Here is a 21034-nt window from a genome sequence, read left to right as displayed (position 1 = left end):
CAGTTTTATGTGTGGGGCCGCGCCCGGACAGGCACGGCCCGTCGGTGTCAGCTGCCGCCTTTGGCCTCTTCGAGCGTCGTCACGACCAGGTCATAGAGCTCTTGCCCCGGCAGACCTTGCGCCTCCATCTCGGCAATCCATGCGTCCTTGGCCGGATCAGCGGCTGCAGAGCGGAATTCGTCAATCACGGCCGGATCTATTTCGACCTTCTTAACGCCCTTCTCTTCCAGCACCGCGTCCCAGCGCTTGAGCAGCTCGGCGTAGTTGGCCAGGTAGTGATCAATGGCCTCGGGCACAGAGCTGTCGAGCGCTGCGCGATGCTCGTCCGAGAGCGACTCGTAGGCGTCGATGTTCACCACCACGGGACAGTTCACCGTTCCGGGGTTGAGATTCGCCGTCCACCAGTCTGCCTGGTTGATAGTGCCAAAGCTCAAGTGCGCGTGCTGTGCGAAGGCCACCGTGTCCACAACGCCGCCTTCCATAGCCTGATAGGCTTCGGTGGCGGTCACCGAGGTGGGCACACCGCCAACGGCCTTGAAGGCTTCGCCCAGACCGCCCGTGGCACGCACGCGCATGCCTTCAAACTCGGCGAGCTCATCACGTGGTTCACCGGTGCCTACGAGATTGTACTGCGGCATCGGCGAGGTCATCAGCAGCTTGGCATTCCACTGCGCCATCTCTTCGGTGGCTGCCGGATGCGCGTAGACAGCCGACGACACGGCCACCTCCTGCTCCAGATTTTCGACACCGAGGAACGGCAGTTCCAAAACCGTGATCACGCGATTCTTGTCGGGGTGATAGCCCGCGCAGAACTGCGCCATTTCGAAGGCGCCGATCGAGATGCCGTCGAGATTTTCGCGGTTCTTCGAAAGGCCGCCATAGCTAATATTCATGGTGAATTCGCCGCCGGTCTTTTCGGACACAAGCTCGGCCAGCTTCTCGACGTGCTCGGTAAAGGCGCGGCGTTTGCCCCAAACGGACACGTTCCACTCGGTGGCAGCTGCTTCGGAAACGAATGCAAAGCTGATGGCGGCGACAGCGGCGCCGGACAAGTATTTGTTCATGTGAGTTCTCCCTTATGACGCGCCTTGATGCAGGTGCGCTTGACATAAAGCTACCCAAGCGGGTCGAGCCTGCCAAGCCCAGAAAGCACTGGCAGGATCTGCGGCGCGGTATTGTCCTTTGGGCTTATTCCCTTCTTTCCGATAGGCGTTATGATCAGCAACGGAGGAGATCAAAATCGGACCGCAGAGTCCGGCGGCGCGCCGCTCCTCACCACTGTCACGACCCTTGGGAGGAGCCTACATGTCCGACACTGCAACCGCTGCAAAGACCTATCCACCTTCGGCGGAAATGACTGCCGCTGCGCATGTGGACGCCGCCAGATACGAACAGATGTATCAGGCGTCGATTAGTGATCCCGAGGGCTTTTGGCGCGCGGAGGCCGAGCGGGTCGATTGGATGAAGCCTTTCACCCAAGTGAAGGATGTTGACTACACCCTCGGCAATGTGTCGATCAACTGGTTCGCCGATGGCACCCTGAACGTCTCGGCCAATTGCATCGACCGGCATCTGGAAACGCGCGGTGACCAGACGGCGATCATCTGGGAGCCGGACAGCCCCGAAGACCCCGCGCTGCACATCACCTACCGCGACTTGCACACCTCGGTCTGCAAGATGGCAAACGTGCTCAAGGGCCTCGGTGTCCGCAAAGGCGACCGGGTCATCATCTACCTGCCCATGATCCCGGAGGCGGCCTATGCCATGCTCGCCTGCGCGCGGATCGGGGCGATCCATTCCATTGTCTTCGCGGGTTTCTCCCCGGACGCGCTGGGGGCCCGTGTCAACGGATCAAACGCAAAGGTCGTGATCACGGCCGATGAAGCCCCACGTGGCGGACGAAACACGCCGTTGAAATCCAACGCGGATCAAGCGCTTTTGCATACTGCCGATGACGTGAAACTGCTGGTGGTCAAGCGCACAGGCGGCCAGACGACTTGGGTCGATGGGCGCGATCAGGATTACAACGCACTGGCAGCCGAGGCCTCGGCGGAGTGCCCCCCAGAAGAAATCGGTGCCGAGGATCCGCTCTTCATTTTGTATACCTCGGGCTCGACCGGACAGCCCAAGGGCGTGGTCCATACGACCGGAGGATATCTTGTCTACGCTGCGATAACGCACGAGATCACTTTCGATTACCACGACGGAGATATCTATTGGTGCACGGCGGATGTGGGTTGGGTCACGGGCCACAGCTATATCGTCTACGGCCCTCTCGCCAACGGCGCGACGACACTGATGTTCGAAGGCGTGCCGACCTACCCCGACGCCTCGCGGTTCTGGCAGGTCTGTGAGAAGCACAAAGTAAACCAATTCTACACCGCCCCCACCGCCATCCGCGCGCTGATGGGCCAAGGTAAGGAGTTCGTCGAGAAATGCGATCTCAGCACGCTCAAGGTGCTCGGTACTGTAGGCGAACCGATCAACCCCGAAGCGTGGAATTGGTACAATGACGTCGTTGGCAAGGGAAGATGCCCGATCGTCGACACCTGGTGGCAGACCGAGACGGGTGGGCACCTGATGACCCCCCTGCCCGGCGCTCATGCCATGAAACCGGGCTCGGCCATGAAACCGTTCTTCGGTATCAGACCCGTGGTGCTGGAGCCAGCATCCGGTGACGTGATCAAGGGCAACGATGTGGAAGGTGTCCTTTGTATTGCCGACAGCTGGCCCGGGCAGATGCGCACCGTTTGGGGCGATCACGACCGCTTTGAGAAGACCTACTTCGCGGACTACAAGGGCTACTATTTCACCGGCGACGGCTGCAAGCGCGATGCAGATGGCGACTATTGGATTACCGGCCGTGTGGACGATGTGATCAACGTGTCCGGCCATCGGATGGGCACGGCAGAAGTGGAAAGCGCCCTCGTCGCACATGCGAAGGTCGCGGAGGCGGCTGTGGTGGGCTATCCGCATGAGATCAAGGGCCAGGGCATCTATTGCTACGTCACGCTGATGAATGGCGAAGAGCCATCCGAAGACTTACGCAAGGAACTGCGCACTTGGGTCCGAACGGAAATCGGCCCTATCGCGAGCCCAGACCTCATCCAATGGGCGCCGGGCCTGCCCAAAACCCGCTCGGGCAAGATCATGCGGCGCATTCTGCGTAAGATTGCCGAAGATGATTTCGGCTCGCTTGGGGATACATCGACGCTGGCGGACCCGTCGGTCGTCGATGATTTGATAGTGAACCGCATGAACAAGGGCTGAATTGCTCAAGGCACTCAGAGCCGGCGCGGCGAGGCTCACTCGATTTCGCAACGATCCGAGAGGCCCTGCTTGTCACGCAAGGACGGAGGCTTACATCGCGTCGCAGACAAGAGCATCGCTGCACCCGGTTTTGCAGGCTCTAGACATGGGAGATCGGTGTGTCGGCTGAACCGCGTGGCTTCGAACCAAACGCAGATCGCACGGCTGACTTACGGCGGGCGTTTGGCTGCTTTGGAACTGGCGTCACAGTTGTCACCACGCAAACCGAAAATGGCCCTCTGGGAATGACCGCCAATTCCTTTTCGTCGGTGTCGTTGACGCCGCCGCTGGTACTCTGGTCCCCCGCGTTGTCCTCTCTGCGTCACGATGCCTTCGCCAATGCAACGCAGTTCTGCATCCACGTGCTCAGCGATCAGCAATTGGACATGGCCCGCCATTTCGCAACTAGCGGCGACGGTTTCGAGCAGTTCGAGTGGACACCCGGTGCGCTTGGCGCGCCACGGCTACTGGGGTGCCTCGCTGAATTTCACTGTAGCACCTATGCAATCCATCCAGCCGGGGACCATTCTCTGATCCTCGGCGAAGTTCGGAAAGTCATTGAAGGCGAACGCGGCGCATCCGGGCTGCTGTTTGACCATGGACGCTTTGGTCGTTTTGCGCCAGATCCGTAGTAGGGGCTGCTAGTAATCCCGCTCAAAGAAAATGCCGAGGCCTGTGTTGCCGTCCTGCTCAAGCGTTCCGCGTGCGGTGAGAGAGTCCGTGACGTCGAGATTGATGGACAGTTCCGTCTCTCCGCCTCCGGTGACCACATCCGTATAAATGTTCTCGGTGATGTATTTGCCCGCACGGACCGCGGCTTCTCCATCGTCAGTGGTGGTGACATCGAAGTCATCGAGCCCGAACCCTTCGCGCAAGCTGCCAATCAGTCCGGCGCCCTCACGTCCAGCCAGAACGGCGACGGCGTTGGCCAACTGAAGGGCCTGAAAGGCTGAGATGTCGTCGATATCACGGCCAAACAGGAGCTGCGACAGCACTTGATCCTGCGGGGCATCCGGTGTCGAAACGAAAGAGACATCGGGAGCTGTCGCTGGTCCATCAAGTACAACGCCCGCCGTTCCTGCCTCGGTGCTGGTGGAGGTGACGAAGCGTATATAGGGCACCAGATCGCCCTGGAACTGGATCGATCCTTCCACAAGATCAAATCGCTTGCCGAGGATATCAAGACGTCCGCGCACCAGGTCGAACTGCCCAATCGAGATCACGCGCGCCGTCGTGCCGCGTATGTCCAGCGCGCCCCCCAGCTCTGCGTCGACACCACGCCCGCGTACAAAGATGCGGCGGGGTGCATTCACGCGGATACGAAGACCATATGCCGCCGCGGCGCTGCCCGAGCCAGCAGTCTGTGGCTCGGGAATGACATCCGCACGCCGGCGTGTCGCCGTGACCGCGGACGGCGCATTGATATGGGTGATGTCAGGGATTTCGCCGATGCTTGTCAGCCCCGAGGATGGCACGGTTACGAGCGTTTCGCCGACATCAATTGTGCCGGCGATCTGAGCGCCGCCGGTCAACGGCCCATCGACGGAGATCGCACCATCAAGCACGGTGGAAAACAGCCGCGGATCGACAAAACCGACGCTTTGCAACGCAACATCCAGATCCGCCGCAAGACTTGCAAGGTTCAGAGTGCCAGAGGCCGCAATGCGCCCACCGGTTTCAACCGCACTCTCTGCATTTATTCGGAGACGGCCAGCAGACAGATCCAACGTCGTGTCAAGGTCGCTGAGAGCCAGGCGCAGGTTGGGGGCAGCAAAGGTCGCGCCACTGGTCGTGATCCGCCCTGATACCGCCTCCAGCCCGGGCGCGCCGTCCACCGTCAGGTCGAACCTCGCCTGACCCTGCAGGCTGCGCGGTGCCAAAAACGGCTCTGACAACCCAAGCGGCAAACTCCCGTTTACATCCAGAGCCAAGGTGCCATCCTCTCGCACCAGTCCGACGATGGTGGCGTCTGTTCCCGCCGGTCCTTGGGCCGCGGTATCGACCTGCCACCCGTTCTCAGCACGCGCGGCATCGCCAATGACCGACAACGGCCCCCGGATTTGCGGAACAAACACGCTGATGTCGGGCAGAGCAGCGGTGAAAGAGACGGCAGCATCTGGTCCCGTTGCCAAACCCTCGACGCTCACATCGGAACCGAACGGTCCCTCTGCACTGACATCCACATTGTAGCCCCTGTCACCCAGCCAGATGCGCCCACCAGCGTCCAGCGGGCCGCGCAAGCTTTCCGCCAGGGGCTGCACCTCGGGCACGGACAAAGTAAATTCGACATCGGTTTCGGGTCCGGTTGCACGACCGTTCACAGTCAAACGGCTGTTGTAAGGCGCCTCCGCCTTGACATCGACCTGCCATCCAAGGCTGTCCTGATTGGCATCGGCAACCACCGTCACCGGGCCGTCGTACTGGGGCAGTACCAATCCGATGTCTCTCAGCGCTGCCTGTGCAGAGACTTCACTGTTTTCGGTACGCAGGTCGAAATCCCCTGTCAAATCCAGCGCGTCATTGCTGAGATCGAGCCCCTCCACAAACGTCCCGGACGCATCCCGTCGGGCACCCAGAACCAAGGTGGTCTGCCCATTGAGCACAGCATCGGCTTGCGGGATCCCGACCGCCAGATTGGTCGTTGTCCCCTCAATTCTCAGATCGAACATGCTGCTGAGCGGCGTCACATCACCTGCAACGGCGAGCTGTGCCGCACCGGCAATCGGCTGACCAGCCAGACCCGCAAAACGTGCCAAGTCTTCGGCACGGACTGTCAGATCAAGCTCTGTCAGAAATCCGCCTTCCAGCCCGTCGATAATGATGTCGCCAACCAACCCATAGTCGCCCCCGCTGAGCTCAAGCCCGGTGATGCGGATCGGCTCATCCTCGACATAGTCGATATTCGCTCTGCCGGTGATATCTTGCCCAAGCGCCTGGGACGCATTGGGATCTGCCAATTCCAACCCTTGTGCTGTAAGTTGCAAATCACCAAGGAAGCGGCCTACCGTCCCGAGATCGCCTTGCAACGTCCCATCGAGAGCCAGCCGGGCCGAGGTGAGACGCAGATCTTCGCGATCCAGGCCTGTCAGATCGAAAACACCGCGAAACGCATCGCCGTCTGCAGCGTCATATTGAACATTCAACTTCACGTCCTGCACGCGCGTTTGCACGTCTGCACCGGGCAACACCACAGGCTGTGTGTCCACGCGGGCGATTTGTCCACCGACATCAATAAACGTCGGCCAGTTGTCTGCGTTCAGTCTGACCGCCCCCGAAAGCTGGGCCGACTGAGCATCGAGATCGAAACCTTGAACATTGATGCCACCATCCGACAGGACCAGAGCGTCGATGTCCAGCCGTACATCTTCTCCAAAAAAATCACGCGAGCCCGGCGCAACCAGCGCAGTGATATCGCCACCGAGATTGGCTTGAATACGTCGGTCAGGTGCCGCACCTTCTGTTTCAACAGGCAGCGCGCTGAGCACAACTCGCCCCGCCAACCGCTCCTGGGCGTCGGTGGCCAAGGTGATATCAGCGGTGAAATCATCCAGCGGGCCAGTGCCCGCAACCGTCAGATCCATCGAAGGTTGTCCAGGCAGGTTCATAAGACGTCCGGCAAGACCACCGGCCGCTTCATCCAACTCCACTTGCACTGAAATCTCCGAGCTGTCCCGCGCGAAGTTTCCCTTCACGATGTAGGTGCCCTCGGTCTGATCCACGCGGTTGGCGGTCAAGTCCAGAGCAGCCCCGTCGTCATCGAGTCTTGCGCTGGCTTGGACCGACAGGTCCGCAGCCGTACCAAGAATAGGTTCGCCCAGTCTGATACGCTCAAGCTCAATGAGGGCGATGTTCACCGAGACCGGCAGATCGGGCAACGCAAACTCAGTCGCTTCTGCTGAAGGGATCTCGGTCGTCTCCTCCGCCTCGGGGAGGCGTGACAGATCAAGAACAGCAGCACTCAATCGGTCCACCTCCAAGCGCCCACGCAGCAACGCCAATCGGCTCCAATTCAACCGAACGTCCTCCAGAGTAAGCCAGATACCCTGATCATCAGCGATGGTCATGCGTGCAAAAGACGCCTCGGAACTCAAAGCCCCTTCGAACCCTTCGATATTCACTTCGCGACCAGCCCCCGAAAGCAGATCTTCGATTGTTCGGGTCAGAAAGCCGCCATCGTCCTCTTGCGCCATGATCATCGCAGGACCGGTCAGCATCATCACCAAAACGGCGGAGAATATGCGGATCAAATACATCAGAATGCCTGTCCTATACCGATATACACTTGAACGGAGGAGCCTTCGTCATCGCCGGAGGTGGGCACTCCGACATCGAACCGGATTGGACCGATGGGTGTATCATACCGCAACCCCACACCTGCACCACTGTGCCATTCACCCGACCCATCCGGAAAGACCTCTTCTCCGATGTAGCCCACATCGAAGAAACCGACATAGCCGAGATTTCCCGTTGTGCGCATGCGCACTTCGGCAGAAAGCCCCAAAAAGGACCGCCCACCGACGATGCGACCGCCGCCCAGATCTACTCCCAAGGATTGGTATTCATGACCGCGCACTGTGTCACTGCCACCCGAATAGAAGAGGAAGTCGGCCGGCGCGACAGACAGGCCCGGGCCAATCAGAGATCCAAGTTGCCCACGGAGCGCGATGGTTGTCGGACGTTCATCCCCGAACGTCCGATACGTCCGCAGATCCACGCTTGTGAGGACGCCGTGATCGGCGCCGTCGATAGCGAGGAAGGGTTGGACTTCGGTGTCGAGGAAATATCCGCGGCGCGCATCGAGTGTCTTGTCACGATAGTCAAAGGTGGCACCCAGCGGGACAAGAAAAAGCGTGTAATTGTTGTCGCCAAAAGCATCGCGCGTGTTCGCACGCCGGAGGCCGATCCCGAGGCGATAGCTGCGTTCTTCAGACGCGATGCGCTCGATGCCCACACCAATCGTGGCCTGACGCGAGAAGAAATTCACCTCATCCTGCTGTTCGATTTCACCAAGAATATAGAGGCCCGTGTCTTCATTGAAGGTCGCTGGGCGCTGATACAGCGCGCCAACCAAGAAGTCCGTCCCACCCGTTTCGCCGCCGATGCCTTCGATCTCGGCTTCCAGCCGCAAACGTTCCGCACCACCGAAGAGATTGCGATGCAGCCAGAATGCGCTGAAGGACAGACCCTCGACCGTCGAGACCTCTGCGCCAAAACCAAACCGACGCGGTCTTTCTTCACTCACGCGCGCGGTGATCGGCAGCGCGCCATCGGCGGTCGGTTCGTCTGCTTCGATCATCGCGACCGAACGAAAGGCCCCCGTCCGCCTCAGTCGTGCGGCAGCCCGCTCAAGTTCCTCAGGTGAGTAGACCGAACCCATCGGCAGACCAGCGATCTCAAGAATACGTTCTGCGCGTACGGCCTCGTTTCCTGCAACGTTTAGCTCTCCAAACCGCAGCCGCGGACCCGGATCCATGCGCAGGCCAACGTTGAGCGTCTGGTCGGAGTGACGCGCAGTGACTGTCTGACTCTGCAATCTGGCCTTTGCATGGCCTTCCGCACGCCAGCCTTCGGTCGCCGCGCTGACCGTATCCCGCAACAGGCTCAGCCGCGCGGGTTCTCCAGACCGAAAGCCATCCGGCAGGTCGGTATTGGGCGCAAGCGGGCCAACCTCTGCGCGGTCAAAGCGAAAGGGGCGGCCGGGCTCGACCGTTATGCGAGCTTGATCGACCCGCGTCGGCGGAGACACCGAGTTGATGGCCGATGCTTCACGACCGTCGAGCGAGATCCGGATAACCGCGCCGTAAAACCCGTAGTCGTAGAGGACAGCAAGCAAACGCTGATAGTCGGCCTGCGCGAGTGCGACGGTCTCCTGAGCAGACACCTCCGTCTCGGACCGCGACTGCTCAATCAGAAGTGACCCGCCTTCAATGTCGGCTTGCAAGTCCTCGCTCATCGCGCCTTGCAGCGTAACGTCCAGTGCATCACTGGGCGTGCTGTAGAGAACTGACAGCACAGCTGCGACCAACCCACCCCGGATCAGCAAACCGTTGCTCATAATCATAACCTGCTCTGCTTCCCCCGCTGTGCGACATACATCGCAAAAACCAACTGGCAATGGTCTTTGCTCCGTCCGGAGCTTGATCCTTCTTCTTACGGAAACTGTAGTGCTGCTGCAAACAGACAAACATGGAGCAGCAAGATTGCCCCGAGGTTTGCCTTTGGCTGGCTGCATAGGCTCGGTGTAGCGAGCCAAACAGATGGGCCGAAAACGACATCTACAGGAGCATCGCCGTCGACCACTTTTTGGCTTCCCACGCAAACCAGCACCCACTAGTCAGTGTGGAATACCCGACAAAATGGCAATAAACTTTTTGTATATAGTGCCTTAAACCCATGTCTCACTTGGATCATCAGTATGGTGCGGCGATCACACCTACAAAATCGACCCATAACGATGCTAACAAACCGCTTATTTCTCAGGCATCCCTCACAGACGACTAAAAACTCGAATGTCGCAAACAGACCGCATGCCTTGAACTCGCACACCGACAGGTTACCTCATGTGAGACGTCGCGAAGCTTAGCGTTGTGCAAGGCTTTTACCTTCTGAACTTGCTTATTGGCGAAAGGCAGCCATGGTTTCAAACTCTCCTTCGGACAGCCGGGAAGTGCACAGCAAGCCATATGACCGGATTGCAGTGGTGGGCGCAGGAGCCTGGGGCACGGCGTTGGCGAGCGTCGCAGCCGCTGCCGGGCGGCAAGTGCGGCTGTTCGGGCGCGACAGTGATGTGGTGCGCGCCATCAACAATCAACATGAGAACCCCGCCTATCTTTCGGGCGTTCCGCTTCCGGAAAGCCTGACGGCGACCAATCAATTGTCCGAGGCGCTGACCGGTGCGGATGCCGTTCTGATGGTTGTTCCGTCCGGTGCGGTGCGACCCGTGGCTGCGGATCTGAGGGCGTTCCTGCCGCCCGCAACGCCTGTCGCGGTCTGCACAAAGGGCATCGAGCCGACGACGGGGCTTCTGATGTCTCAAGTGGCGGCTGAAGAACTTGGCGATGTCCCGGTTGGTACTATTTCGGGTCCGACGTTTGCGCGTGAGACAGCGCTCGGCCACCCAACGGCTGCAACTGTCGCGTTTGACTTCAGCCACACCGACCGGCTTGCACCAGATGAAAGCCCCGCCGCCCGACTGGCAGTTTCGATGAGCACCGCCTATTTCAAAACATACATCTCCGACGATCTCGTCGGCGTGGAAATCGGCGGTGCGATCAAGAACGTCATTGCCATCGGGTGCGGCATGATGACCGGCGCGGGGTTTGCTGAAAACACGCGTGCTGCTCTCATTACGCGGGGCATGGACGAGATGAAAGCTCTGGCCGAAGCACTCGGCGGGCGGCGCGAGACGGTCACGGGTTTGGCAGGCGCTGGCGATCTGACGCTTACCTGCTCGAGCCAGACATCCCGCAACATGTCGCTCGGTGTACAATTGGGCCAGGGCATACCCCGGAGGGCCTGCTTTGATGGGCGGCCGGTCGTGGTCGAAGGTGAAGCCAATGCCGCATCCATCATAGACCTCGCCCGCCGAGTGGGTGTATCGATGCCAATCTGCGAGACGGTGCACGCCATCCTGCATGGCGGCGCCGATCTGAGCCACGCGTTTGGCGATCTCTGGACGCGCCCCATCGAAGCCGAGCCGAGAGCGCTCGATATCTCTTTGAGGAACCCGGCGCAGCCCAAGCTGCGTCAATTGCAGGGTCGCCAGCAGTGAAAAGACATCTTTCGGAATGCAAATTTGTTCTGGCCACGGACCTGGATGGCACGTTTCTGGGCGGTACAGAAACGGACCGCGCCGCTCTTTACGGCTGGATAGAGGCGCATCGGGCGACAGTTGGGCTCGTTTTCGTCAGTGGACGCGATCCGGAGTTTATTCACCAACTCTGCGGCAGCGGCACGGTGCCTTGGCCGGAGTATGTGATCGGAGATGTGGGCACGACGATCGCGCATGTGACACCTGAGCGTCAGATCGAACCCATCGAGGCGCTCGAGAACGAGATTGCCGCGCGGTGGAACAACAGTGGGAGTTCGGTGAAATCCGCCTTGAACAAGGCGCCCGGCCTGACGCTTCAGCCAACAGAGTTTCGCTACCGCGTCAGCTATGATTATGATCCTGAGCAATTCAATCCGGAGGTCTCAAAGACTGTCGAGGCGATGGGCCTCGACGTCCTGATTTCCGACAATCGGTATTTTGATGTGCTGCCCAAGGGTGTGAGCAAAGGGCCGTCTCTTCTGCGCCTTCTCGGGCACCTGGACGTTCCCGAGGGCCGGGTTCTGTCTGCCGGCGACACGTTGAATGATCTCTCCATGCTTGTCGCGGGCACGCCGTCCGTCGCAGTGGGTGGCTCCGAAGATCCGCTTCTGGACGCCCTGCCACAGAAGCCGCACATCTATCGCGCCCAAGGCATCGGTGCTGCTGGTATTCTCGAGGCGGTGGCACATTTTGATTTGCATCCAACGCCGGAAAAGGTCTGACCATGCCCTCCGATCTTGTGATCGTCTATCACCGCCAACCCTATGAGGAGGTGGAGCAGGACGGCAAAATCATTCTGCGTGAGAACAAGAGCCCCAACGGCATAGTACCTACACTTAAGAGTTTCTTCGGCACGGCAGAGCATGCCGCATGGATCGCCTGGAAGCTTGCCGACGACCCTGCGAACCCCGATTTCGAGAAGGTGGTCGAGATCAGCGACGCACATGGAGACTACTCAGTCTCGCGCCTGCCGCTGACCCAAGAGCAGGTGAGCAGCTTCTATCACGTCTCCTCGAAGGAAGCTTTCTGGCCCATTCTGCACAGCTTCAAAGAGAAATTTAACTATGACCCAGTCGACTGGCCAACCTTTCGGGAGGTGAATTGGGCCTTTGCCGAAGCCGCCGCGCGCGAAGCGGCACAGGGCGCGCGGGTCTGGATACACGACTACAACCTTTGGCTGGTGCCTGGATATTTGCGGCAATTGCGATCCGATGTGACGATTTCGTTTTTTCACCACACACCGTTTCCTGCAGCGGATATGTTCAATGTCCTGCCTTGGCGCCGTGAAATCGTAAAGAGCCTCCTGGACTGCGATATTGTCGGCTTTCATGTGCCGCGCTATGCGTCCAACTTCGTTTCGGTCGTTCGCAGCCTATTTGATGTTGAGGTCAAAAAACGCGAAATCGTCGCCGACGAGTTGGTCTCGGATGGCACCGCACTCAGTGAAAGATCGACACCCACCCTGCTCAGCTTCGAAGGCCGGGACATCGCCGTCAGCTCCGCCAGTGTCGGGGTCGCGGTAGATTTCATCGAAGAGCGGGCCACGGACGAAACCGTCCGAGCCGACGCCAAGAAAATCCGCGAAAGCTTGGGCGATAGTCGTTTGATCCTGTCCGTTGGCCGCACCGACTATACCAAAGGCGGCGTGGATCAGCTTGAGAGCTTTGAGAGGGTTTTGGCCGACAACCCCAAGCTGCGCGGCAAGGTCAAGCTGATGCATGTTTCGGTGAGCGCCGACCGCAACATGTCGGCCTATGCCCGCACTCAAACCGGCATCGAGGAGACCGCCGGACGGATCAATGGACGGTTCGGAACGTTGCAGTGGCAGCCCATTGCGCTGATCTCACGGGCGATCCCATTCGACGATCTGATCAAATACTACCTCGCCGCGGACGTCGCGTGGATCACTCCACTTGTCGACGGAATGAACCTGGTTTGTAAGGAGTACCTCGCCGCACGGACCGACGGTGATGGCGTTCTCGTCCTGTCCGAGTTTGCAGGTGCAGCGGTGGAATTGAACTCTGCCGTGATCACCAATCCCTTTTCACACCGGTCCATGGATCAGGCGATCCTGCAGGCACTCGACATGCCGGAGGAGGAGCGGCGTGATCGCATGCGGGAATTGCGCCGAGTGGTCAAAAAATATTCCGTTCAGGCATGGGGTGACGAACAGCAACGGCAATTCGACGCGGCTATCTCGAGAAAATCCAACACCGCCTGAGCGTTCTGCACTGAATTTGCGTCAGGACGAAACGACCGCACCGGTCACATCGATATCTGTGTCGACCCCCAAGGTCGCCAAGACGTTGCCGCCCTCGACGTAGGAGTAGATATCCAACGTGTTGCCCTTGCCATCGTCGATGGGTGCGTCCGACACTTTCTGAAACCCACCGTCACCGCTGCCGACCAAAAGGAGGCTGTCCGATACATCGCCATAAATGATCGCGCTTTCCGGCAGCGCTTGATCCAGCAGGGCCTCCAATTCGCCATCGCTTGTGGAGGACATATCAATCACATCGGCAAGCGAGATCTCCAGAACATTGGCTTTGCCGTTTTCCATGTCGATGGCCTCGATATCCCGAATGTCCAGCACTGGAATCAGCTCGTCGGAGAGATCGCCGGCCATGTCGATCTCTAGAACATCACGGCCCGCGCCACCGTCAACCACGTCTACTCCGTTGTCGGCAGCTTGCCCGATCCGCAGGACATCGTCCCCTGCCCCTCCCAGAACGACATCTGCACCTGCGCCGCCATCCAGCGTGTCAGGACCATCAAAACCTAGCAGGACATCGCGGCCATCCCCACCGTCAATCACGTCTCCAGCATCGCTCCCAAACAGAAGATCGGAGCCATCGAGACCGGTTTTGGTCTGTGCAGTATCCGCCTTGCCGATGACATCGCTCGAAAAGAGTTCGATCTCAGCCGTGCTCCGATTACCGTCGGTGTCAAAGGTCGCGCTGACGCTGATCCTATTACTCTCGCCCAACATCGCTTCAATGTTCTCTATGCTCGCAAGTGGCAGTTGATAGTCAGCGCCGTCGGCGATCAACCCATCACTCTGATGGGTCGCAATCGTCCCGTGATCCTCTCCGTCTGCCTCCAATGACACATCGAGCGACAGTAATCTTGGTGGGAACGCAGGGGTTTCGCTCAGAGCGGCGGCAAGGTCATTTGCAGACGTCAATGTAGTCGGATCGGCATCCAGCTCCTGCAGCAAGGTTGGATCATACCGATCGCCAATGCCGAATGCTTGGATATCGACGTCGAAGGCATTGTCAGGCGGGTTGGTCAGAGCCTCCAGCGAGTCGCGCCAGCGCGTGTTCGACGGGGCGCCGTCTGTGATAAACAAAAGATAGTTCGTCTCTTCACCAGGCTGAGCCGAGAAAAAGCTATTGGCCTCATCCAGAGCCAGGTCCCAACGCGTTGCGCCTCCAAGGAACGGCAGGTCCAGTATCGCGGTGGGCAGCTCGGGATCCTGAAGAGCGAAAGGGCCGATTGTCGAGGCGGCCTTGGAATAGCTCACAATCTGAACATCGAAAGAGTTCGCCGCACCCTCGAAGCGATCTGCCAGCAGCAACACCGCGTCCTTGACGGCTTCGCGCTGCGCGGCCCAGTTCTGTTCGCCGATACTACCGGAGCTGTCCATCGCGATGACCAGATTGATAGATTGCGGATCAGGTGCTGATATGTCGATCGCGACCGCGCCCGCAGGTGCATCGTCTGTTGCGTCCGCGGTCACCGAAAGCGAGACCGCTTGCCCTCCGGAACCACCGCTGTCGCTTTCCACAGCGACGGTAACGAGCCCGGTTGAAAGGCCGCCCTGCCCATCCGTCACCGAATAGCTGAATTGATCAAGTCCCACAAAGTCGGGCGTCGGTGTGTAGCTGAAGCGGCCATCTGGTTCGAGTACAACGGCGCCGTTGGCTGGCACCGTTTCACCCAGCGCAAAACTCAGTGTGTCGCTGTCCTCATCCACTGCAACCAATTGCCCTTGAACCGAGCCGTTCTGATCCGCTTCAAAAACGGTATTCGCGCTGACCACCGGGTCATCGTTGGTGCCCGTCAGAGTGACCTCTACGATCTGCGTGACCGAAGCCCCAAACTCATCTGTCGCGACAGCGGTAAAGGTTTCGACCACGGTCTCACCCTCCGCGATCCGGTCGGCCTTCGCGTTGTCCAGAACATAAGTCCAGGCGCCGGCAGCCGTAATCGCGAAGGTCCCGAACAGCGCCGTTGACGTCCCGCTCCACGTGATCGTGCTGTCCGGGTCTGGGTCGGACGCGCTCAGTTGACCGCTGGCCTCGGTTGGATCGGCCCCTTCGACCACCGATCCAAGATTGGCACCCGTGATCGTAGTGATGACAGGGCTGTCGTTGACCGGCGAGATATCGATCATCACCGACGCCCGCGCGGTCTCACCCGCCGGATCAGTGACCAACACCGCAAAGCTGTCCGCGCCCGCGAAGTTCCCGTCCGGTCGATATTCAAACGTCCCATCGGGAAAGAGCGTCACCTCTCCGTTCTGTGGTAAGTCAGCAATCGTGAAGGTCAATATGTCGCCGTCGACATCTGCGGCCGAAATCCTGCCCGTGATGACCGTGTCCTCCGCACCGGCTGCAGCGCTCTCATCCGCGACGGGCGCGTCATTGACCGGCAAGACCTCGACAAAAACGGTCCCGTCGACGCTCTCGCCGTTGGGCAAGCTGGCGGAGAAGGTAAAGCTGTCAGTGCCATTGAAATCCGGCGCCGGTACGTAGTCGAATTGCCCATCAGCCGTGAGCGTCACCCGCCCGTTCGTGGGTCCCGTCGTCACGGCGAAGAGAGTTCCGGCGGCGCCTGCAACGAGGCTGACATCTCCGGTGATCGCGTCGGCGCCCCCCGCATCTTCAAGACCACTAATGCGAATCACTGGCCCTTCTTCGACAATCGGGTTGAGCGACCCTTCGTCAAAGGAAGACGGATCTTCGTCCGTTTCGCTATCAACAGGAGCCGGGGGCTGGACGGCCTCGGGACCATCATTGCTGTCGAGACCAAGATCAGGCGACTCAGTCGGGCTCTGGTCGGGCGTACGGGGCGCTGGGTTCGGCGGCGCCACTAAAGCCTCTCCGGCATCGACACGAGCCACGGCGGACCGATAGGCGGCAAAGGCTTCCGCAATCAGCAGGTTGTCCTCTACGTCGTCAAGCAGGCTACGGTCTACTTCGCGGCTCTCGCCGGTCGCAGCAGAGACAATCCACTTCGTGTCAGTTTGATTGATCAGCGCGACGAGGTTGCCATCGAGGTCACGCAGTTCCACCTGCCCCTGCCCGCCGTCCGGGTCGGTGGTCAGCGAAACCTCGGTGGTATCGACGCCATTTACGGTGGCGACCTGCACAACCACAGTGGTGCCGCGAATACCCATTGTCGATGACGGCGTCGCCACCTCCATCCCACCGGTCTTGGCGACCTGTCCCGCGATGAAGACAAAACCGCCTTGGATCAGGCTGAATGCACCGGAGTTTTCATTCGACTGGGGATCGTAGACCAACTCATCAATCACCATCCGGGAGGAGGCAGACAGGGAGAAGATAGTCCCATCCAAGAACGTCAGCGCGACCGAGGCCCCGTCACCCGTCGCGACCACATCGTTCTGGTAAATCGTGGTTCCGACCTGAAGCGTTTCGACTGTCCCATCCACCCTTTGGACAGAGGCATTGCCTTGGGCACTCTCAACCTGCCCTAAAGGGTCTGCAAGGCCTGGACGTCCGGACTGTGCATATTGGGCCGGGGAAACGGGTCCGGCGAGTCGCTCGACCAGATCGCCTCTCAAGATCGCACCATTCGGATCCCGCAAATCAGCTGCTTCTGTCTTGGCAAAATAGTCCAGTACGCGGAAGTTCGCCGCACCGTTGTTGACGATATAGAGGTCTGGGCCGACCCGGAAAAATTCGCCGTTGAACAGCAACTCGCTGTCAGGCACGGCGACGGCCCCAGAAGTGCCCCCCCACAAGGTAACTACTTCATCCGGGTCCTCATTTTGCGCGTCATAATTACGCGACACCCAGTCCGTCCTCACTGTGCTGACTTAACAAGTTCTTAACCCAAAACGCTGGACTCGTATGTGATCCAATGCACCTTTGGCAAAATATTCTCTGGAAAAATACGATATTCCTGGCAACGTCAAAAAAAAATCCTTGATTATTTCCATCTTGCCAACAATCGCAGGTAGAGAGTTTGGGTTGATCCGGCGCTTGATTCGGTCAGAATGGACCGACCGAGGGGTGAATCTGTCTGCCCTACACGGCATCGGTACGAGGCACGGATTGGAGGCCGCTCAACACCCGAATGCGACAATGGTTCTCAAAATGGGTCGGCTGGGTCCGGGTGATCGCCATCTTCGGCCTGTTGTGCGGCTTGATGATCCGCATCGCGGATCCCCCACCCATAGCCGCACTGCGCAACGCGACATTTGATCTCTACCATCAGTCCAAACCTCGTGATCTTACACCCCTGCCGGTCGCAATCCTTGATGTCGATGACCGCAGTATCGAAGAGATCGGCCAATGGCCTTGGCCGAGAAATCGGATCGCAGACCTCGTCGACAACGCCGCCGCTCTTGGCGCCGTCGCAATTGGCTTCGATATCATCTTCGCAGAGCCTGACCGACTGTCGCCCCCGCAGATTGCAGCCGACAATCCAGACATGCCCGACGACCTGGCCGCTCAACTTGCAGCACTGCAGGACCACGACCAGATCCTCGCCGAAGCCTTTGCCCGCTCCCGTGTCATCCTCGGCCAAACCACTGTCCGAACATATGCAGGTAATCGGATTGAGAAGCGGGCGATGGCCGATGCAGCCCATGCGCTGATCGGTCCGGATCCGCGGCCCCACCTGATGACGTTTCCCGATATCGTCCAGAACTTACCAGAGCTTGAAGCCAGCGCAGCAGGACGCGGTATGTTCAGCACCCGCCCCGATCCCGATGGGATCTACCGCAGGGTCCCGCTTGTGATGAGCGTGCAAGGTGAGATACGCCTTGGCCTTGCAGCGGAGCTCTTGCGGGTCGCCACCGGCGGTGAGCCGTTCATCGTGCGGACCAATGACGCCGGGGTGGAGGGCGTTGTCCTGGCGCGACAGCTCATCCCCACAGCGCAAGACGGGACGGTTTGGCCTTATCTGACACCGTCTTCACAAAGCCGATACGTGTCGGCCACCGATCTGCTGAATGACCGCCTGCCCCAGGATCGTCTGCTGGGCCATCTTCTTCTGGTAGGGACCTCAGCGATCGGGCTGGAGGATTTTCGCGCCACGCCCCTGGGCGTCCCGATGGCCGGTGTGGAAATCCACGCTCAGGTGCTCGAGAATATCATGTCCGAGAGCCTCCTGATCCGCCCGAATTACACGATCGCGATCGAGTTGGTGACAACCGGTATCCTGTGTCTCCTCGTTATTGTTTTAGCGCCGTCCCTTGCCGCCCGCACGATGATTGCCTCGAGCCTGGTGCTGATGACCGGTTATGGCGCCATCTCCTACTATCTCTTTCACGGTCAGCGTATATTGCTCGACCCGTCGTTTCCTATTCTCGCAACAGCCCTCGCCATCATTCTGATCTCGACGGTGAACTACCTTCGTGAAGAACGTCAGCGCCGCGAAATCCGCAGTGCCTTCGGTCAATATGTGTCGCCAGATCTTGTGGATCAGCTCAGCGAAAATCAGAGCCAGCTGACCTTGGGCGGTGAGTCGCGCCAGTTGACACTGCTTTTCAGCGACGTGCGGGGCTTCACCGCCATCGCCGAAGACTTTCGAGAGGATCCTGAGGCGCTGACACGGCTCATGAACCAGTTCCTCACCATCCTGTCCAATGCGATCATGGAGCATAAGGGAACAATCGATAAATTCATGGGAGATGCGGTGATGGCCTTCTGGAACGCGCCGCTGCGACATGATGATCACGCCCAGGCCGCGTGCCGCGCGGCCCTGCAGATGATCGCTGAGGTCGAGCAGTTCAACCATGCACGTCTCCGCGCACAAAAACGCAAGAGGGTCGGGCAGCGCGGACAGGCCAGTGACACGCGCAAACCCTGGGTCAAGGTGCATCGGCTCAACGTCGGCATCGGGATCAACACCGGCCAATGTGTCGTGGGCAACATGGGCAGCAAGACCCGTTTTGACTATACCGCCCTCGGGGACCCGGTGAACGTCGCGTCTCGCCTTGAAGGACAATCCCGCTATTACGGTGCGGCAATCATCCTCGGTTATGCCACGGCCGAGGAGGTAAAGGACCATTTTGCGCTGATCGAACTTGATCGCGTCCGTGTGGTCGGCAAGGAGGTGCCCGAGACGATCTTTGCCCTGCTCGGTGACATCTCCCTGCGCAACGACGCGCGCTTTCGGCAGGCCACGCTATGCAACTCCGAGATGCTTGCCGCATATCGAGCGCAGAATTGGGATCGGGCGGAAACCCTGCTTTCCGAGCTCCGAGAGAGCGTTGACGCGCTTGATCTCGCGCTCGACGATTACCTCGACCTCTACGCCAGGCGCCTCCTCGAACTGCGCCGGATACCGCCGCCAGACAACTGGGACGGTGTCTTTGCTTCAACGCAGAAGTAATCAACGCTCGCGCAATGCCTCGGCCTGCGCACGCAGAATGGGTTTGGCCAGATATGACAGAACCGTTCGTTCACCGGTCTGGATATCGACGGACGCGATCATACCCGGCGTGATCGGAAGCGGCCTCTCTGCGGTACCCAAATAGGATTTGTCCGTACGGACGATGACACGGAAGAACTCCCCACCGCCCTCACGCGAAATGGTGTCTGCGCCTATGCGAACGACCTCACCTTCGAGCGCGCCATAGACCAGGTAGTCATAGGCAGAAATCTTGACAGAGGCCGGTTCGCCCGGACGCACAAAGGCAATATCCCGGGGACCGAGATCCGCCTCGATGAGCAGACTGTCATCGATCGGCACGATCTCTACCAGCGGAGCGCCGGGCTGAACCACTGCTCCAATGGTGGTTGCGTTGATCCGGTTGATCGTTCCACGCACCGGCGCGCGCAGCTGCGCCCGTGTCACGCGATCATTGGCGCTGCGCAATGTCTCTTGGATAACGGCAAGTTCCAACTGCAACGCAGCGAGGCGCTGGCGTGCGGAAAGAGCATAGGCGGACCGCGCAGCGTTGATCTGGTCTTCCGCCCCGGAAATCGCCGCCAGCAACCGCGGCTCGCTGGCACGCGCAACCGCCAGATCCCCGTTCAGCTCAGCCAACCGGGACTGCAGCCGTAACAGCTCGATCTGAGGAACCAAGCCGCGCTCAAACATGTCTTCGGTCAGGGTGATCTCGGCCTGCAAAGGTGCGATTATGCCAGAGGTGCGGGCCCGCTGAGCCTTGATCTCTTCGAGTTCACCACGTCGCTGCAACAGCTGCGCCTGCAGAACCTGCAATTCGCGCGTCAGTTGCTCACGCCGGGAGAGGAAGACCTCGCGCTCGGCGGCCACGGCCAGGGGGGCACGCGCTTCCAGCAACTCCTCGAAGTCGACAACCTCGGCGAACTGCGCCTCGGCGCGCAGCCGCGTCGCTTCGGCCTGGACCGCGGCTTCCCGTTCCAGCAACTCACCCCGCTCCGCGGCAAAGCGCGTGTCGTCGATCTGCATCAAGACATCGCCTGCATCAACGATATCCCCCTCGGTCACGGCAATATCACGCACGATCCCGCCCTCGAGGCTCTGCACAATCTGCACTTGTTGTGATGGAATGACCCGGCCCGTCGCACGCGCGGTTTCCTCGATTTCGTAGGTCGCGGCCCAGGCGAGAAATGCCACAAGGCCAACCAATATGGCCAAGAGCAAGCGCCATGGTCCATGGCCATGAGCGGCAGCCCCGGCATCCGTGATCGTGTTGGCGAATTCATCTTCAACCCGATTGCCAAACATCGC

The 21034-nt window shown here is 59.6% G+C and carries 11 protein-coding genes; 6 read left to right on the top strand and 5 right to left on the bottom strand.

Translation table 11 applies throughout. The features are described 5' to 3' along the window. Window positions 1–47: 47 nt before the first annotated feature. A complete protein-coding gene (locus tag Q1A71_RS02595) occupies window positions 48–1064 on the bottom strand; it encodes a C4-dicarboxylate TRAP transporter substrate-binding protein (RefSeq protein WP_299671419.1) in 1017 nt (338 codons plus the stop codon). A 241-nt stretch (window positions 1065–1305) separates the two neighbouring features. Here Q1A71_RS02595 and acs point away from each other — a divergent pair, with 241 nt between their 5' ends. Both acs and Q1A71_RS02585 read left to right on the top strand, forming a co-directional pair. Next, window positions 1306–3270: an acetate--CoA ligase gene (acs, locus tag Q1A71_RS02590; protein WP_299671417.1), complete on the top strand. Its 1965-nt coding sequence runs from the start codon at window positions 1306–1308 to the stop codon at window positions 3268–3270. A gap of 158 nt (window positions 3271–3428) precedes the next feature. Beyond that, complete coding sequence (locus Q1A71_RS02585) at window positions 3429–3941, top strand: flavin reductase family protein (protein WP_299671414.1); 513 nt, start codon at window positions 3429–3431, stop codon at window positions 3939–3941. A gap of 9 nt (window positions 3942–3950) precedes the next feature. Here Q1A71_RS02585 and Q1A71_RS02580 read toward each other — a convergent pair whose 3' ends face one another. Continuing rightward, window positions 3951–7562 (bottom strand): translocation/assembly module TamB domain-containing protein, encoded by a 3612-nt coding sequence (locus Q1A71_RS02580; protein WP_299671412.1) that lies wholly within the window; start codon window positions 7560–7562, stop codon window positions 3951–3953. Then, window positions 7562–9364: a BamA/TamA family outer membrane protein gene (locus Q1A71_RS02575; protein ID WP_299671410.1), complete on the bottom strand. Its 1803-nt coding sequence runs from the start codon at window positions 9362–9364 to the stop codon at window positions 7562–7564. Before Q1A71_RS02575 ends, Q1A71_RS02580 begins: the two co-directional genes overlap by 1 nt. 612 nt (window positions 9365–9976) lie before the next feature. On the opposite strand from Q1A71_RS02575, the gene Q1A71_RS02570 reads away from it, so the two are divergent. Genes Q1A71_RS02570 through ggpS form a run of 3 tightly spaced genes read left to right on the top strand, consistent with a single transcriptional unit; the run spans window position 9977 to window position 13340 of the window. Then, entirely contained in the window at window positions 9977–11080 is a 1104-nt protein-coding gene (locus Q1A71_RS02570; protein WP_299671407.1) for an NAD(P)H-dependent glycerol-3-phosphate dehydrogenase, read from the top strand. Continuing rightward, window positions 11077–11841, top strand: coding sequence for an HAD-IIB family hydrolase (locus tag Q1A71_RS02565; RefSeq protein WP_299671405.1), 765 nt, complete (start codon window positions 11077–11079; stop codon window positions 11839–11841). Before Q1A71_RS02570 ends, Q1A71_RS02565 begins: the two co-directional genes overlap by 4 nt. A 2-nt stretch (window positions 11842–11843) precedes the next feature. After that, window positions 11844–13340: a glucosylglycerol-phosphate synthase gene (ggpS, locus tag Q1A71_RS02560; RefSeq protein ID WP_299671404.1), complete on the top strand. Its 1497-nt coding sequence runs from the start codon at window positions 11844–11846 to the stop codon at window positions 13338–13340. Between the two features lie 21 nt (window positions 13341–13361). Here the strand turns inward: ggpS and Q1A71_RS02555 are convergent, their stop codons facing one another. Next, on the bottom strand, window positions 13362–17078 hold the full coding sequence (locus Q1A71_RS02555; protein WP_299671403.1) for an Ig-like domain-containing protein: 3717 nt from the start codon (window positions 17076–17078) through the stop codon (window positions 13362–13364). A gap of 365 nt (window positions 17079–17443) precedes the next feature. Between Q1A71_RS02555 and Q1A71_RS02550 the strand changes: the two genes are divergently transcribed. Beyond that, on the top strand, window positions 17444–19708 hold the full coding sequence (locus Q1A71_RS02550) for an adenylate/guanylate cyclase domain-containing protein (protein WP_299671401.1): 2265 nt from the start codon (window positions 17444–17446) through the stop codon (window positions 19706–19708). Here Q1A71_RS02550 and Q1A71_RS02545 read toward each other — a convergent pair whose 3' ends face one another. After that, window positions 19709–21031 (bottom strand): HlyD family type I secretion periplasmic adaptor subunit, encoded by a 1323-nt coding sequence (locus Q1A71_RS02545; RefSeq protein ID WP_299671400.1) that lies wholly within the window; start codon window positions 21029–21031, stop codon window positions 19709–19711. Window positions 21032–21034: the final 3 nt, after the last annotated feature.

The organism is uncultured Roseobacter sp. (assembly GCF_947493125.1).
Taxonomy (GTDB): domain Bacteria; phylum Pseudomonadota; class Alphaproteobacteria; order Rhodobacterales; family Rhodobacteraceae; genus Roseobacter.
The sequence above is the reverse complement of the archived record's forward strand: the minus strand, read 5'-3'. Positions and strand labels throughout refer to the sequence as shown.

Bases quoted from the DNA above. Each gene is read 5' to 3' on its own strand.
- Q1A71_RS02595 (WP_299671419.1), bottom strand. From the start codon at position 1,064: ATGAACAAATACTTGTCCGGCGCCGCTGTCGCCGCCATCAGCTTTGCA.
- acs (WP_299671417.1), top strand. From the start codon at position 1,306: ATGTCCGACACTGCAACCGCTGCAAAGACCTATCCACCTTCGGCGGAA.
- Q1A71_RS02580 (WP_299671412.1), bottom strand. From the start codon at position 7,562: ATGTATTTGATCCGCATATTCTCCGCCGTTTTGGTGATGATGCTGACC.
- Q1A71_RS02575 (WP_299671410.1), bottom strand. From the start codon at position 9,364: ATGAGCAACGGTTTGCTGATCCGGGGTGGGTTGGTCGCAGCTGTGCTG.
- ggpS (WP_299671404.1), top strand. From the start codon at position 11,844: ATGCCCTCCGATCTTGTGATCGTCTATCACCGCCAACCCTATGAGGAG.
- Q1A71_RS02550 (WP_299671401.1), top strand. From the start codon at position 17,444: ATGCGACAATGGTTCTCAAAATGGGTCGGCTGGGTCCGGGTGATCGCC.
- Q1A71_RS02545 (WP_299671400.1), bottom strand. From the start codon at position 21,031: ATGTTTGGCAATCGGGTTGAAGATGAATTCGCCAACACGATCACGGAT.